The organism is Myxococcus sp. NMCA1 (genome assembly GCF_026810205.1).
Taxonomy (GTDB): Bacteria; Myxococcota; Myxococcia; order Myxococcales; family Myxococcaceae; genus Myxococcus; species Myxococcus xanthus_A.
This window is the reverse complement of the sequence record NZ_CP113950.1, coordinates 212,039-226,847: the sequence shown is the minus strand read 5'-3', so window position 1 is coordinate 226,847 and position 14,809 is coordinate 212,039. Positions and strand designations below refer to the sequence as shown.

Below are 14,809 nucleotides of genomic sequence, written 5' to 3'. Positions count from 1 at the left end.
AGAGTAACCGCTTCAATCAATGAATTTCAATTCACGACCGAACACGGCCCCCGCTCGGCACACCCCAGCACCGATGTCCATGCGGCGCTGCCGCTGAACGTCGCCAGCTTCACGGTAGCGGCGGATGTGATGGGGATGCGGAAGGCGCTCGTGCGCGCTGGGGGCGCGCGGCGCCGTGAACAGTCAGGAGCCAACCCTCCGTTCATCCGCACACAACGCGCGGCGTCAACGGGTCCCCGGGCAGATGCCTCCGTCCATGGATCGCCCCAGCTTCCAGCCACCGTCCAACCGAGGCCTCCCCCGGCGGACCGGCACACCTTTCCACCGCCAGCACCAACACAGTTCACGACGCGACCGGACGTCACGTTCGGGGTTGCACCCTTGGAGCATCAAATATAAATTATCTGCCGTCCCGCAAAAGTGCCTATAAAATCAAGGCAAACGCCCCCATGTTCCTGGACGAACTAGACCACCGCATCATCGACATGTTGCAGCGCGATGGCCGCGCCACGCAGCTGGAGCTGTCGCGTGCGGTGAAGCTGTCCCAGCCGGCGGTGGCGGAGCGGATCCGCAAATTGGAGGAGCGCGGCGTCATCACGGGCTACTCGGCCCGCGTGGACGCGGCGAAGCTCGGCAAGGACATCACGGCCTTCATCGGCGTGAGCATCGAGCACCCGAAGTACTTCGACGAGTTCCTGACGAAGGTGTTGTCGCTGCCGGATGTCCTGGAGTGCCACCGCGTGGCGGGCCAGGACTCGTACCTTCTCAAGGTGAAGACGGCGAACACCCGTTCGCTCGACACCCTTCTGGTGGGAACGCTGCGCACCATCGCGGGAGTCACCCGCACGCAGACCACCATCGTCCTGACGTCCATGAAGGAGGACACGCATGTCCGCGTGCCTCCAGACACCCCAAAAGGAGCGTGACGTATGAGCGCCGACGCGATGAGCGCCCCCCTTCCCCCGCCGCCCGTATGGCGGTTGGCCCAGCGGATGTCCCGCATCAAGACGTCCGCGGTGCGCGAAATCCTGAAGGTCGCCGAGCGGCCCGACATCCTCTCCTTCGCGGGAGGCCTGCCAGCCCCGGAGCTCTTCCCGCTGGAGGCCATCGCCGAGGCTCACGCCGAGGCCCTGGCCACCGAAGGCCGCGCCGCGCTCCAGTACAGCACCACCGAGGGCTTCGGCCCGCTGCGTGAGTGGATTTGCGGCCACCTCCAGAAGCGTGGCCGCCAGTCCAACGCGGACCAGGTGCTCATCACCAACGGCTCGCAGCAGGGCATCGACCTGGTGGCCAAGGTGTTGCTGGACCCCGGTGACCTCGTCATCGTGGAGAACCCCAGCTACCTGGCGGCGCTGCAGACGTTCGGCGCCTATGAGGCGCGCTTCGCCACCGTGGGCAGCGACGACCAGGGCATGCGCACCGACGACCTGGAGCGCCTGCTGGCCACGCACAAGCCCAAGCTGGTGTACGTGGTCGCCAACTTCCAGAACCCCAAGGGCACCACCCTGTCCCTGGAGCGCCGGCGCGAGCTGGTCCGCCTGGCCCAGGAGCACCGCTTCCTCATCCTGGAGGACGACCCGTACGGCGAGCTGCGCTTCCGCGGCGAGCACCTGCCGTCCCTGGCCGCCTTCGACGACGAGGGCGTCGTCGTGTCGCTGGGCACCTTCTCCAAGACGCTGGCCCCGGGCATGCGCCTGGGCTGGGTGGTGGGCCCGCGCGACTTCGTGCGCAGCCTGGCCATCGCCAAGCAGTCCACCGACCTGCACACCGCCACGCTGGCCCAGCGCGCGGTGGTGAAGCTGCTGGCGCGCTTCGACTACGCGGCCCACCTGGAGTCGCTGCGCCCCGTCTACGGCGAGCGTGCCCAGGCGATGCTGGACGCCCTCCAGGCGCACATGCCCGCCGGCACCCGGTGGACGCACCCCGAAGGCGGCATGTTCCTGTGGGTGGAGCTGCCCGGCGGGCTGGACGCCCAGGCGCTGCTGCCCAAGGCGGTGGAGCAGAAGGTGGCCTTCGTGCCGGGCGCGCCCTTCTTCGCCAACACCCCGCGCCCGGAGTTCATGCGCCTCAACTACTCCAACCGCCCGCCGGAGCTGATTACCGAAGGCATGCGCCGCCTGGGCGCCGTGATTGCCGCCGAGCTGGGTTGAGCCGCTGACGGAGAGCCTTTGCCGCGCCGCGTCGGAAACGGCGCGGCGCTTTTCGTTTCGGTGAAGTTGAAGATTGATTCAGGTTTCAAATCGCTCGCCGCTGGCCAGCGCGGTCGGGGTTTCGTACCCTGCGCGGCATTTCGTACCACCCCACCTGCCGGAGAGACACATGCAGCTCAAGGACCTGAAGATCATCGTCACGGGCGGCGCCCAGGGCATGGGCGCTCACTTCGCGCAGCGCCTGCACGAGGCGGGCGCCCAGGTGGCCGTGGGTGACGTGGCCGAGGAGCGCCTCGCCGCGCTGCCCGCCGGCATCCACCGCCGCAAGCTGGACGTGTCCTCCGAGGAGGACATCGTCTCCTTCGTGAACTGGGCACAGGGCGCCATGGGCGGCCTCAACGGCCTCATCAACAACGCGGGCATCCTCCGTGACGCGCTGCTGGTGAAGAAGGACCGGACCACCGGCGAGGTGAAGAAGCTGTCCACCGCCGACTGGAACGCCGTCATCGGCGTCAACCTCACGGGCGCCACGCTGATGGTGCGCGAAGTGGTGGCGAAGGTCGCTGAGTCCGGCCAGAAGGGCGGCGTCGTCGTCAACATGTCGTCCATTGCCCGCCACGGCAACCGCGGTCAGTCCAACTACGTGTCCGCGAAGGCGGCGCTGGCGGCCAACACCGTCACCTGGTCGCGTGAGTTCAGCCCCTTCGGCGTGCGAGTGGGCGCGGTGGCCCCGGGCATGATTGAGACGTCGATGACGCAGGGCATGAACCAGAAGGCCCGCGACGCGCTGGTCTCCAACATCCCCGTGGGCCGCATCGGCCTGCCCGAGGACATCTGGCTCGCCGTGAAGTTCATCCTGGAGTGCGACTACTTCAACGGCCGCACCATCGACGTGGACGGCGGCCTCAACTTCTGAGGCCCCTCCTCCGGGCGGCACGGCAGCGTGCCGCCTGGAGGTTCCGCTGCGGCGCCGCGCTTCACCGCCGGCTGGCGTCACTGAGGCGCAAGTCCCGCAGCAGCGCGGGCTCGTCCGCGTAGAGCAGCTTGTAGGCGCTGTAGCTGCCCAGCACCTTCTTCACGTACTCGCGCGTCTCCTCGAAACCGATGTGCTCCACCCACTCGTCGAGCTCCGCTTCGGGCAGCGCATGCCGCCAGCGCTCCACCGCGCGAGGCCCCGCGTTGTAGGCCGCCACCGCGTAGGCCACGTTGCCGCCGAACTGCTTCACCAACTGTCCCAGGTACGCCGCGCCCAGGCGGATGTTGGTGTGGGGCTGGAGCAACGCGGACTCGCCCGGCATCGGCATATCCAGTGAGTCCGCCACCTGTCGCGCCGTGGCCGGCATCAACTGCGCCAGGCCCAGCGCGCCCGTGGCTGAACGCGCGCGGGCATTGAAGCGGCTCTCCTCGCGGATGAGGCCCTGGAGCAAGTCGGGGTCCACGCGGTGGGCCCGTGCGTAACGGGCAATGGACGAGCGGTACGCCAGCGGCCAGGTGGCCTCCCAGATGGGACGGGTCGCGGCGCTCAGCGGACCGTGCACCTCCTGCTTCAGCGAGGTGCGCGCCACCTGCCGCGCGGCCCGATTGCGGCCGGTGCGCTTCAGCGTCTGATACAGCAGCCGCGCCGGGGCCTCGGGCAGCGCGCGCGCATCCACGGCGAGGAACTCCTCCACCGCGCCGGGCAACCCCAGGCGCATCAGCTCCACGCCCGCGTTGAAGCGCGCGTCCTTCGCCAGCGCGCCAGGCGGCAGCGGCCAGATCTCCTCGGACTCGCCCACCTCCTCCACCGCTTCGTCCGCCGGGGCGTCATCGCGGCCGGAGCCGCCGGTGCCCTCCATGGCCTCGGGAGGCACGGGCTTGGGGTACAGCCGCGCCACGCGCTCCGGAGAGAGCAGCGCGAGCCGTGAGCGGGCCAGCATCCCGTACCAGGCCGCGGGGCGCTCGGCGGCGATGTGCGCGTAGGCATCGAGCGCCGCCTGCGCGGAGGCGCCGGATTCCTGCATGCGCGCACGCCAGTACCGCGAGCGCCACAGCGCCTCGTCCGTGCGCGCCGCCTCGGGCAGGTTCTCCACCGCCGTCAGCGCGGCCAGGGCCGCCGGGGCGTTGGCCTTGCGGGAGTGCAGCCAGAAGGCACGGAAGAGCGACTCCGACGCGAAGTTCCCCGCCGGGTAGCGCCGCGCGGCCTCTTCGTAGCGCGCCAGGGCCGTATCCACGTCGCCCGTGCGCTGGAGCAACCACGCCTCGAAGAAGAGCGCGTCATCCGCGTAGCCATGCTCCGGGTAGTCCCGGGCGAGCGTGGCGTAGGTGGTGACGGCCGCCTTCGGCTCCACCACCGACTGGGAGTAGCCCAGGATGTAGAGCGCCTGCGGCCGCTGCTCGGACGCGGTGCAGCCCGCCACCATCGGCTCCAGCACCTCGATGGCCCGGCGGTGCTTGCGCTCCTTGCGCAGCGCCCGGCCGTAGGTGAGGTGCGCGCGGCAGGCCAGCTCGTCCGGCAGATCCAGGTGCGGCAGCACCTTGTCCAGCAGCGCCATGCCGGCATGGTTGCGGTGCAACTCCACCAGCACCTCGGCGCGGCGCACCCGCCACTTGAGGGGCAGCGGCAGGCCCTTCAGCCGCTTCTCGGCACGCCTCGCCTCGTTCGACAGCGGGCTGGTGGCCCACACCTCCAGCAGCGCGCGGTGCTCGGCGTTGTACTGCCCTTGTGCGCGCGCCAGGTCGCAGATGGCCAGCAGCGCCTTCATCCGGAGCGCGTCGGGCCCTCGCGACTGGCGGCTGTCGATGAGCTCCTGGAGCGCCGTCAACGCGCCCGGAATGTCCCCCCGCCGCTGGAGCACCCGCGACAGGCTGAAGCGCGCCTCCGGGTACAGCGGCGAGCCCGGGCTCACGCCGCGGTACTGCCCGGCGGCCGTGTCCAGCTTGCGCAGCCGCTCGTTGGCCTGGGCGGCCCGCAGCAGGCTGTGGTCGCGCAGCGCGCCGTAGCCGTCCGCCAGCGCGGCGAACTCCTCGGCTGCCACCGCGTGGTTGCGCGCCAGCAGCGCGCTCTGCGCCATGAGGAAGCGGACCTGCGGCGTGGCCTCCTCCTGGGCCAGCAGGCTCCGCGCTCGCGCGTAGCGCCCACGCCGGAACTCCGCGTGGGCCTTCGCCAGGGTGCCTTCCGCGAAGTACGGCGCCAGCTGCTCCGGCCCGAAGGCCGCGGTGGACAGCTCTCCGTCGGACGGCTGCGCCACGGGTGAGTCGAGCAGCGCTTCCAGCTGGTCCTCGGAGAGCACCTCGCCGGGCTCTTCCTCCAGGGGCGCCTGCGCCCAGGAAGGACATGCTCCCAGCATGCCCGCGCACGCAAGGAACACCACGGCACCTGCTCGAAGTCCGTCCATGACTGCCCTCATTTTGAATCCAGGGGCGGCAATGCATCGTCACTCGGCGTGCGATTGGGACGGGTACCGCACACGACTTTCCGCGCGCCCGTCATCCAGCGGATACAGCGCGCCCCGCAGTGCGACACCGGATGCTCGATACCCAACGGCGGCGCGCGCACGCACGTAGGACGCCCTGCGGACAGGTAGCGGGTGGCACCACCCGGCCCCGCGCGCGCTCCGGCAGCCACGAATCAAGCACCCAGGAATCTACTGCAACACAGTTGCGAATTGATGTTGCACGTGAGATACGGCCAGACGCGCCGAAGCAGCCTGAACGCTTCGCGCCATTTCACCCATGTGCCGGGAACCGTGATGCATCCTCGACCTCTTCGACTGGCCCTCCTGGCCGCGATGGCGATTCTCTTCGCCGCCTGCGGCGCTTCTGATTCCGACTCCGACGAAATCGAGTGTGGAGGGTATGGGCACCTCCATGGCGACCATTGCCACTGCGACGACGGCTTTGTCGCGGACGGCCTCACCTGCGTCGTCGCCGAGGAGCCCGTCGAGGAATGTGGTGGCCACGGACATCTGCATGGTGACCACTGCCACTGCGACGAGGGTTACACCGAGCAGGACGGTACCTGCGTCGTCGCCGAGGAGCCCGCGCTCGACTGCGGCGAGCACGGCCATGCCCATGGCGACCATTGCCACTGCGACGCGGGCTACGTGGAGCAGAACGGCACGTGCGTCCTGGCTCCCGCGCCGTGAGGCGCCCCTGAGCTCGAGCTCATGAGGCAGTGACGGGCCCTCGTGCGGAATGACGAGGGCCCGTTTTCATGAAGGCGCTGCTCAGCCCTCCAGGTCGTTGAGAATCTTGCCGATGGGCGTCGGCTGGCCGCTCATCCGCTGGAAGAAGCTCCGGTTGTCCGAGCCCTGGTCGAACATGCTCAGGTTGGTGTCGTTGCTGTTGTTGCCCGGGCGCATGCCCGAGTAGTCCTGGCGCAGCGGCAGCCCGTGCTCGGCGCGAATCATGTTGTCGCTGGGCGCCCAGCCCTTGGGCGTGTGCGGCGTGGGACGCAAGCCCACCGTCTCGAACTCCTCCGTGAGGCGCAGACGGTCGTCGACCGTCTCCTTCATGGCGTGCGTGTAGGCCGGCTGCCGGTTGAAAACGGGCGCGTTGGCGTGCTTGCTGGCCTGCAGCGGGCTGACCTGGAGCCCGTTGGCCCCGCGCCAGGCGTGAACCGACTCGTGGCCCAGGCTGGCGACGCGCGAGCCGGAGCCCTGCTCGTTGTACTTGATGTCGCTGGGCCGGCCCGCGCCAGGCTGGCCGCCGGTGCGGTACGCCGGACGCGTCGACTCGAACGTGCCGTCGTTCCGAGGCGCCTGCGCATTGGGCAGCGGGGCATTGCGGCCCGAGTAGACGTCCATCACCGTCACCGGGTTGCGCAGGGTGCCCGTCGCGCCAGGGTTCACCGCCTGCGTGCGGCCGTCGAGCTCCGTCATCATCCGGCGGCCATTGGGCTGATTCATCAGCTGGTGCGTGGAGTTGCGCACGTCCGAATTGAAGTCCGCGAAGTCCGCGCCGGACTGGCCGCTGTCACGGCGCGTGCGGATGCCCTGCAGGTCCGGGTGCACCACGCCGTAGTCCGTGCGCTTGAGGTTGTCCTTGCCCGTCTGCAGCTCGCCAGGTGTCGGGCGCGGGGCGTTGGGTCTGGCCGAGGTTTCCGACTTCTGCGTCTTGCTGGTGTCCACCTTCGGGGGCGCGCTGCTGGAGCGGGAACGCGAGGAAGAGGAGGAGGACGTGGACGGCTTGGAGAAGGACGGCTTGGAGCGGATCTTCATGGGGAGCCTCGGGTGCGGGAGGTAGGCGACTCCCCGACACCAGAGCATCTCCCGTGCCTATCGCAGCGCGTCAGAGCGCGCTTCAAAAGGGACGTGATTTCAATGGGTTACGCCTGTCTCTGAGGCCTGGTGGGACAGGCGGCCCGGTGACGCCGCTCACCGACTGGTGACTGGCGTCACCAGTCACCACCACTGCCGCGTCTGGCGGCGGATCCGCTCCACGCGGCGCCGGACGCTGCGGTGGCCCGACGCCAGGCACCCACACCGCCTGCCGGCCACGCACCGCGCCGCGACGCTGGCGTGGGGGCTGGCCTTCGGAGCGCTGGAGGTGGCGGGCGGACGGGACACCCGGGGGGAGCGCCTGCGTCGGCAGCGGCGGCACGAGCTTCCTGGTTTCCAGGCCGTCATCGCGCCACCTCCAGGTGAGAAGGGCTGCACGCACCTCGTGAGGGCTTCATCGCCAGTTGCATGGATGGACTCCGGGGCTCGCGTCCAATAACCGCGAAAGGCAACCTTCGTGCCTTTCAACGAACAGACGCAGGTCCCTGGTTTTCCTGGCGGCACCGGGACGAGATGGGGACGAACTGACTGTGCGCGTGTGCAATGGACGTCACACCGCGCGACGCGGGTGACAGAGAGACACGGCGACAATGGGAGACAATCACTGCTCACCGCGTCGCCGCACGCACAGCCTCACACGCGGTGCGCTTCACCCCGTCCGCCAGCCGACGTCACCCTTCGACTCGCGGGCGACTGGCAGGATGACGGGCTAATCACGAGATTCCAAGCTATTCAGGAAGAAGCGGCGGAGCCGTCGGTTCTCAGTAGCGGAAACGAAGGCTCGGCCACATCTTCAGGAAAGGCGGGAACACACGCTTTTCCTGGTGGCGGCAGAGCCACCCGGGCAGCCCTCTTCAGACAGGGAGGGAGTCCCAGACCAGGGGTGCGAGGCGAGGGGCACCCACCGCTAGATGAGGTCGAGGGGCATCATCGTGCCCGCTTCGAACTCCGGGGCACGGCGCAGCTGGTCCAGCACCCGCGGCGCGCAGCGCAGGTGGAGCATGGGCATGGAGCCCGGCTCGCTCACCGAGCGCACCGCGCCCAGGAGATGGTGTGCCTCCAGCCAGCGCATGAGGCTCTGGTGGAAGCGCGCGCTCTCGGCCAGGCCGGCCTGGTGCACTTCCGCGCGGGAGCGGACGGGCGGACGTGGAGACGTGCGTCCACGCGACGCCGCCGCCGGCTCCTCGCGGGGCATCACCGTCACGTCAATCCAGTCGGGCTGCGTGTCCGCACCCGCGGCGCCCGGCAATGGGCGCACGCGCGCGGACAGACCCGGGACGCCGCCGACCCGGACGTCCCCCCACTCGCCATTCTTCCTGCCCATGGCCCTCATCCTCTCCCGGGTCCGGCGCTCGAATGGCGCCGACCCCGGCTTCAACCACCACCGTCACCTGAATACGGCCAGGCCCTTGCCTGTCTTGTGCGTTCCCGACCGAGGGAGCTTCACCGCATTCGACAGGATCAAATCCCTCACCTCGAGCGCCGTCAAGTCAGGGGCACGGCAACGGTACAGCGCCGCGATACCCGCTACATAAGGCGCTGCCATGCTCGTGCCACTCATTCGCTCGTAGAACGCCTGGTTGTTACAACGACGCTCCGTGCTGGAATAGACATTCACGCCATACCCCATGATGTCCGGCACGACGCGCCTACCCACGGTGCCACTCGCGGAGAATGTGGCCACGTTACGCTCGAAGTCGACCGCGCCGACAGCCAGTGATTCTGGAAAGGCGGCTGGATAACCAACCGTGTCGGGTCCACTGTTACCTGCCGCCACAACCGGCAGGACATTGCTGTCGAGCAGGCGACGAATCATCGTCTGCAGCGCGCGCAGGTTGAGGTTGTAGTCAGCCTCCGAAATGCCGGGCGGCGGCATCAGCGGGAAGCCGAGCGACAGGTTGACCACCGCGGGCCGCGTCGAGTTCTCCGGGCGGCTGAACTGGTGCAGCAGCCACTCCATGCCCGCGGCCACGCGGCCCAGGCTGGTGCGGATGGTCTCCGATTCGATGACGGACGCGACGTAGAGGTCCACCTCCGGGGCGACGCCGTGGTGCACACCCGCGGCGATGCCGCACACGTGCGTACCGTGGCCGTCCGGGTCGAAGCCGCGGATGTCACGCGCCGGATTGTGCGGCGAGTTGGGGAACAGCGACACGTAGCGGAACTGGATGACGCGCGCCGCGTGCTCGGGGTGGTCCGCGTCCACACCGGTGTCGAGGATGCCCAGCATGACGCCGGCGCCGCGGATGCCCTGGGCGTGGGCCAGGGGAACGCCGGACTCGTCGGGCCACTCGCGCTCGGCCAGCGAGGACATGCCCCGGTTGCGCGGTCCAGGTTGTCCCGCCGACACCGGGCCAGGGAAGGACAACGGGACGACGTCGGGGATGAACTCGAAGTCGCGCTCCAGCTCGCCGCGGGCTTCCTTCTCCGTATGCTCTTCGTAGAAGTGAGCCATGGTGGCACCGATGAGCGGCATGTACCGGTAGCTGCCCGGCTCCGAGCCGGTCTGCTCGGCCACCGTCGCGCCCGGCATGGGCGGCGTGGAGGCGTCCGCGCCGCGCGTGCCCATGCGCGCCGACTTCGCGCCCTTGCCCTTCCGACGACGCTCTTCCTGTCCACTGACGGGCGGGCGCGGGCCGGGCAGCGTGGCCGACCGCAGTCCGAGCGCGAACAACGCGTCGGGCGCCTTGTTCGCCACCGCGAAGCGCAGCGCCGTCGTGCGCGACAGCACGCGCTCGCCCTGCTCCGTGCCGCGAGGCCCCACGCGAGCCTGCGTCTCGATGGACTCCTTTGGAACCAACAGGTAGGACTTCATGGGTTGTGTGCTCCTTGAACCACCGTGCTACGCCGGACGCATGAGGCGAGGTCGTCCGGCATCAGGTCAGCACCCGTCGCGTGCGGAGCCTCGCGCGTGCGACAGGGGCAATGGGGCCGCGCTCGTGGCCGCGCGCCTCCGACAGCGGTGGCCCGCCAGCGCGTCATCCGCGCCGCGTGCCTGTGGCGACGTCCCCCCGGGACCTCCGGCCCGGCGGGTGGAAGGGGTCGCCCGGGCGAGGGGTGGCGCGGCCAGGAGCGCGCGCAGTCGCGCGCCCGGCCCGACGTGACAGTCTGCTCGCGGCGTCATGCCTGTCCCCCTTCCTCCAGAGAGGCCCTGCGTTCCCGTTCGATTGGACAGGAAGGGCCTGACAAAAAACCACGGATTTCCCGTAGTACACGCACGAATGGATTAATTCGGTTCTAACTGGCCTTGCGCGAACGTCCGGAAGTGGGAGTGATTCCCTCCCGGGTACGAGCGAGGTGCCCGGAGGCACACAGGAGCGGTGTCCTCCACCCGACCTCAGAGAAGACGAGGCCGGGAAAGACTCCGTTCCGACGATTGTTCGCCCACATCCCTCCGCCCGGATTAAGGGTGGGACGTTCGCATCCCCTGGAGCCGCCTGACGTGATTCCCTATTGGCACGCCCCCTCGATTGAGCTGGGGCCCCTCAAAATCGAGCCCTTTGGCATCTTGGTCGCGGTGGGCATCCTGCTGGCCGCTCGCCTGCTTGGCCGCAACGCCGAGCGCGAAGGCCTGAACCCGGAGCCGCTCGCCGACTTCGCGCCCTGGGGCGTGGGTGTCGGCGTCGTCGTGGGCCACTGGGTGCACCTGTTCTTCTACCACCCGGAGGAGCTGTCCAAGAGCCCGTTCCAGATTTTGAAGGTCTGGGATGGCCTGTCCTCGTTCGGTGGCCTCCTGGGCGGCATCCTCGCCGCCGTCGTGTTCTTCAAGGTCCGCAAGCTGCGCTTCTCGGACTACGCGGACTCGTTCGCCCTGGGCGTGGCGCCAGGCTGGGCGGTGGCGCGGCTGGGCTGCTTCGCCGTGCATGACCACCCGGGCGTGCCCACGGACTTCTTCCTGGCGGTGGCCTTCCCCGGCGGCCCTCGGCACGACCTGGGCATGTACGACGCCATGGCGCTCTTCGCCATCAGCGGCGTGCTGTACGCGCTGCGCAACGCGGGGAAGCTGAAGGGGCGCCTGCTGCCGCTGCTGGCGGTGCTGTACGCGACGTGCCGCTTCTTCTTCGACTACCTGCGCGCCACGGACATGGCCTACGTGGACGCCCGCTACTTCGGACTGACGCCCGCGCAGTACGGCTGCATCGCGCTGGTGCTCTATGGCCTCTGGGGCGTCCTGCGGCGCCGGGAGCCGGGCACGGCCTCCTCGCCGCCGCCGTCGTCGCCGAAGAGCCCGGGAACGGTGGGCGCGCGGTAGGGCAGCAACGTCCGCTGCCCTTCTCGCGGCAGCCTGGCGTCTCATGGGCCCGGAGTTCCGGCGCATCCGCGGCGGGCTTCCGGGCCCGCGCGTTTCTGACGAGGAGGCTGCTGCATGAAGGCACTCGCGTACGACGCAGTCATGACGCCCCTGGGCTGGCTGGGCCTCACCGCCGCCCGGCGCAAGCTGGTGCGCGGCCTGTCCGGCCACGTGCTGGAGGTGGGCACCGGCACCGGTCTGGCGCTGCCCGGCTACCCGGACACCGTCACCGCCGTCACCGCCATCGACGTGGACGAAGCGGCGCTCGCGCGCGCCCAGCGACGGCGGCCCGACGCGCGGCTGCTGTACGCCAGCGTGGAGTCCCTGCCCTTCCCCGCCGCCTCCTTCGACGCCGTGGTGTCCAGCCTCGTCTTCTGCAGCGTGGAGGCCCCGGCGCGGGCGCTGGCGGAGATTTTCCGGGTCCTGCGCCCGGGCGGCGCGCTGCGCATGCTGGAGCACGTGCGCGCGCCCTCGCCAGCGCTGGCCACCGTGCAAGACTTGCTCACCCCCGCCTGGATGCGGGTGAGCGGCGGGTGCCGGCTGAACCGGGACACGTTCGACCTGGTGCGGCGCGCGGGCTTCGACGTCGAGCGGCGCGTGCAGCGGCTCCAGGGCGTGAGCGAGCTCATCATCGCCCGGCGCCCGGCGAGCTGACGCGCCACCGGAGCGCTCAGGCGGGCACGGGCATGCGCAGCCCGGCGAGCTTGCGGTCCGTGAGGATGGAGTGGACCTGGGTGATTCGCCCGTCCGCCCCCAGCTCCACGCGGACCACCATCTGGGTGCCCACCTGCGGGTCGCGCTGGGGCGGAGGAAACACAGCCACCACCGCCGGCAGGCCGTTGAGCATCCGCGGCTCCACGGCGGAGGGCAGCCCCCGCATCTCCATCAGCCGCCGGTAGAGCAGCAGCACGCGCGACAGTCCAAGCACTGGCACGCGCGCGGCGCGGTACTGGCCACCGCCGTCCGACAGCGCACACACGTCGCTGGCGAGCAGCGCCTCCGCCGCCGCCACGTCCCCCGTCAGCAGCGCGCCCAGGAAGCCCTCCAGCGCGGCGCGGGAGCGCGCCTGGAACTCCCGCGTCGGCAGGCAGCGGGCTCGGTCGTACGCCGCCATCGCCGCCCGCGCGCGGTGGTGCACCACCTTCACGTTGGGCTCGCTCATGTTCAGCGCCTCGGCCACCTCGCGCACCGAGTAGTCGAACACGTCGCGCAGCAGCAGCACCGCCCGCTGCTTGGGAGACAGCGCCTCCAGCGCGAGCAGGAAGGCGAAGGAGACACTCTCCAGCAGCGCGTAGCGTCCCTCCGTGGAGCCGCCTCCCGGCAGCCGCGCCTCCACGCCAGGGGGCGGCAGCTCCTCCTCTCCCGTGTCCAGCGGCGAGGGCAGCCAGGGTCCCACGTAGCCCTCGCGCTTGCGCCGCCGCAACGTGTCCCGGGCCAGGTTCACCGCCACCCGCGTCAGCCAGGGGCGCAGCGCCTCCGTTCGCACGGGCGGCGAGGCCAGGGCGCGCGCGAAGGTCTCCTGCACCAGGTCCTCCGCGTCCGCCGACACGCCCGTCATGCGGTAGCAGAGCCCCCACAGGAAGCGCTCGTGCTCGCGCACGGCCTGCGCCAGTCCTTCGCGCGCGGAGCGGTCCATGCGTCAGCGCCCCACTGCCCGGCGAGACGCCACCTGCTGGCCCGGGACGAGCGCGCGCGCCACCGACTCCGCGCTGGCGAAGGACGCCTCCGCGAGCAAGCCCTCCGGCCCCACCCAATCTCCCACGCGGTACAACCCAGGCACGTGCGACACCTCCACCGAGGGGCGTCCGCACAGGCCACCCGTCTCCGCCGTCGGCAGCCAGTGCGACACCAGCAGGGAGGGCCGGTAACGGCGCGCCACCACGGACGTCCGCCAGCCGGGTTGCAGCGCATCCATCACTTCCTCCAAGCGGGCCTCGCTCGCCTCCGGGCCTCTGCCGCCCAGGTATTGCATCACATGCACCATCGCGCCGCCTTGCGGCGCCAGCTTCGCCACCGCGGAGTGCACCGACGCGTACCAGGGGCCATCGGTACCGAGCGCGAACAGCGCGTCCGGACGGGGCAACCGGGACAGCCCCAGCTCCAGCGTAGCCGCCTTCACGGGCACGGCGCGGGCCGCCTCGTGCGCCAGGAGCGCGTCAGCGGGCAGCAGCGCCGCGATGTCACCCGGCCCGCCCGCCACCACCACCGCGTCCGCCGCGTGCTCCGTCCCATCCGCGAGCCGCACGCCCCGAACGCGCGAGCCCGCATCCTCCAGCAGGACGGCGCTCACCCGCGCGGAGAGCTCCAGCCGGGTGCCCGCATCGCGCGCGCGGGTCTCCAGTTCGGAGACAAGCGTGCTCCACCCGCCGTCCACGTAGAGCACAGCCGGCTTCGCCTGGAGCTGGGCGACGGCGGACTGGGCGCTCATCGCGTCCACGTCCGCGCAGTAGGTCATCACCCGCACCAGCGCCAGGATGAAGGCGCGGGCGTCCTCGTTCGACAGGTGCTGCTCCACCCAGTCGCGCGTGGTGATGTTCGCCAGCGGCGCCAGGTCCACGCGTCCCAGCCCCGCGAGCAGCTTCGCGAGCTCCAGCTTCCCCGGCAGCCCCAGCGCGTCCGTGGTCAACATGGAGACCAGGCCGCGCGGCATCGTGTGCAGGCGTCCGCCGCTCAGCAGGTACGAACCCGCGCCGGGCATGCCGCCCGCGGGCTTCACGCCCAACCCGCCAAGCACGCGCATCCCCGCGCCCCCCTGGTACAGCGCGTGGGCGCCGAGGTTGAAGCGGAAGCCCTCCACGTCCGACGTCTGTCCCCGGCCGCCCAGGTGCTTCGCGCGCTCGAAGAGCGTCACCGCGCAACCGCCCCGCGCCAACAGCGCCGCCGCCGACAGGCCACCCAGCCCTCCGCCGATGACCGCCACTCGAGGTGCCTTCATGTGCCGTCCTCCACCGAAAAAGCCCGGTGAAACTCCGGGCATCCAGCGACACCACGAAGGCGGCGGCCGAAAGGTTACGCGGGCCTGTGTTGCACGGCCGTGACAGACGCGCCGCCTGCGCGAGAACCTTCCGCCCACGGTGCGTTTTCGAGCAGGTTCCCACTGACGCTCTCCT

General features: G+C 70.3%; 12 protein-coding genes. 6 read left to right on the top strand and 6 right to left on the bottom strand.

All coding sequences use genetic code 11. From position 1 onward, the window contains the following. The first annotated feature begins 449 nt into the window (after positions 1-449). From OZ403_RS00930 to OZ403_RS00920, 3 genes are all read left to right on the top strand, one after another. Positions 450-926, top strand: a complete 477-nt coding sequence (locus tag OZ403_RS00930; RefSeq protein WP_140786669.1) for an Lrp/AsnC family transcriptional regulator — start codon at positions 450-452, stop codon at positions 924-926. 3 nt (positions 927-929) lie between these two features. Next, on the top strand, positions 930-2,150 hold the full coding sequence (locus OZ403_RS00925; RefSeq protein ID WP_140786668.1) for an aminotransferase-like domain-containing protein: 1,221 nt from the start codon (positions 930-932) through the stop codon (positions 2,148-2,150). 169 nt (positions 2,151-2,319) lie between these two features. After that, a complete protein-coding gene (locus tag OZ403_RS00920) occupies positions 2,320-3,066 on the top strand; it encodes an SDR family oxidoreductase (RefSeq protein WP_268783259.1) in 747 nt (248 codons plus the stop codon). Positions 3,067-3,127: 61 nt separating this feature from the next. Here the strand turns inward: OZ403_RS00920 and OZ403_RS00915 are convergent, their stop codons facing one another. Beyond that, positions 3,128-5,524: a lytic transglycosylase domain-containing protein gene (locus OZ403_RS00915; RefSeq protein ID WP_268783258.1), complete on the bottom strand. Its 2,397-nt coding sequence runs from the start codon at positions 5,522-5,524 to the stop codon at positions 3,128-3,130. Between the two features lie 354 nt (positions 5,525-5,878). On the opposite strand from OZ403_RS00915, the gene OZ403_RS00910 reads away from it, so the two are divergent. Next, the gene (locus OZ403_RS00910) at positions 5,879-6,274 is read left to right on the top strand and encodes a hypothetical protein (RefSeq protein WP_161604841.1); all 396 of its coding nucleotides are present in this window, start codon (positions 5,879-5,881) and stop codon (positions 6,272-6,274) included. Between the two features lie 81 nt (positions 6,275-6,355). Here OZ403_RS00910 and OZ403_RS00905 read toward each other — a convergent pair whose 3' ends face one another. The 3 genes from OZ403_RS00905 to popC all read right to left on the bottom strand — a co-directional run bounded on the left by OZ403_RS00905 (position 6,356) and on the right by popC (position 10,223). Continuing rightward, positions 6,356-7,348: a M91 family zinc metallopeptidase gene (locus OZ403_RS00905; RefSeq protein WP_268783257.1), complete on the bottom strand. Its 993-nt coding sequence runs from the start codon at positions 7,346-7,348 to the stop codon at positions 6,356-6,358. A 967-nt stretch (positions 7,349-8,315) separates the two neighbouring features. After that, positions 8,316-8,732 carry a PopC secretion inhibitor PopD gene (gene popD, locus OZ403_RS00900; RefSeq protein ID WP_237077921.1) on the bottom strand — a complete coding sequence of 139 codons (417 nt, stop codon included), beginning with the start codon at positions 8,730-8,732 and terminating at the stop codon, positions 8,316-8,318. A gap of 63 nt (positions 8,733-8,795) precedes the next feature. After that, positions 8,796-10,223: a subtilisin-like protease PopC gene (gene popC / locus OZ403_RS00895; RefSeq protein WP_140786664.1), complete on the bottom strand. Its 1,428-nt coding sequence runs from the start codon at positions 10,221-10,223 to the stop codon at positions 8,796-8,798. A 627-nt stretch (positions 10,224-10,850) separates the two neighbouring features. Between popC and OZ403_RS00890 the strand changes: the two genes are divergently transcribed. Beyond that, on the top strand, positions 10,851-11,660 hold the full coding sequence (locus OZ403_RS00890) for a prolipoprotein diacylglyceryl transferase (protein ID WP_174258591.1): 810 nt from the start codon (positions 10,851-10,853) through the stop codon (positions 11,658-11,660). A gap of 114 nt (positions 11,661-11,774) precedes the next feature. Continuing rightward, a complete protein-coding gene (locus tag OZ403_RS00885; RefSeq protein WP_140786662.1) occupies positions 11,775-12,353 on the top strand; it encodes a class I SAM-dependent methyltransferase in 579 nt (192 codons plus the stop codon). A 16-nt stretch (positions 12,354-12,369) separates the two neighbouring features. Here OZ403_RS00885 and OZ403_RS00880 read toward each other — a convergent pair whose 3' ends face one another. After that, positions 12,370-13,335, bottom strand: a complete 966-nt coding sequence (locus tag OZ403_RS00880) for a sigma-70 family RNA polymerase sigma factor (protein WP_140786661.1) — start codon at positions 13,333-13,335, stop codon at positions 12,370-12,372. Between the two features lie 3 nt (positions 13,336-13,338). Further along, positions 13,339-14,634 carry a phytoene desaturase family protein gene (locus OZ403_RS00875; RefSeq protein WP_268783256.1) on the bottom strand — a complete coding sequence of 432 codons (1,296 nt, stop codon included), beginning with the start codon at positions 14,632-14,634 and terminating at the stop codon, positions 13,339-13,341. Positions 14,635-14,809 lie beyond the last annotated feature (175 nt).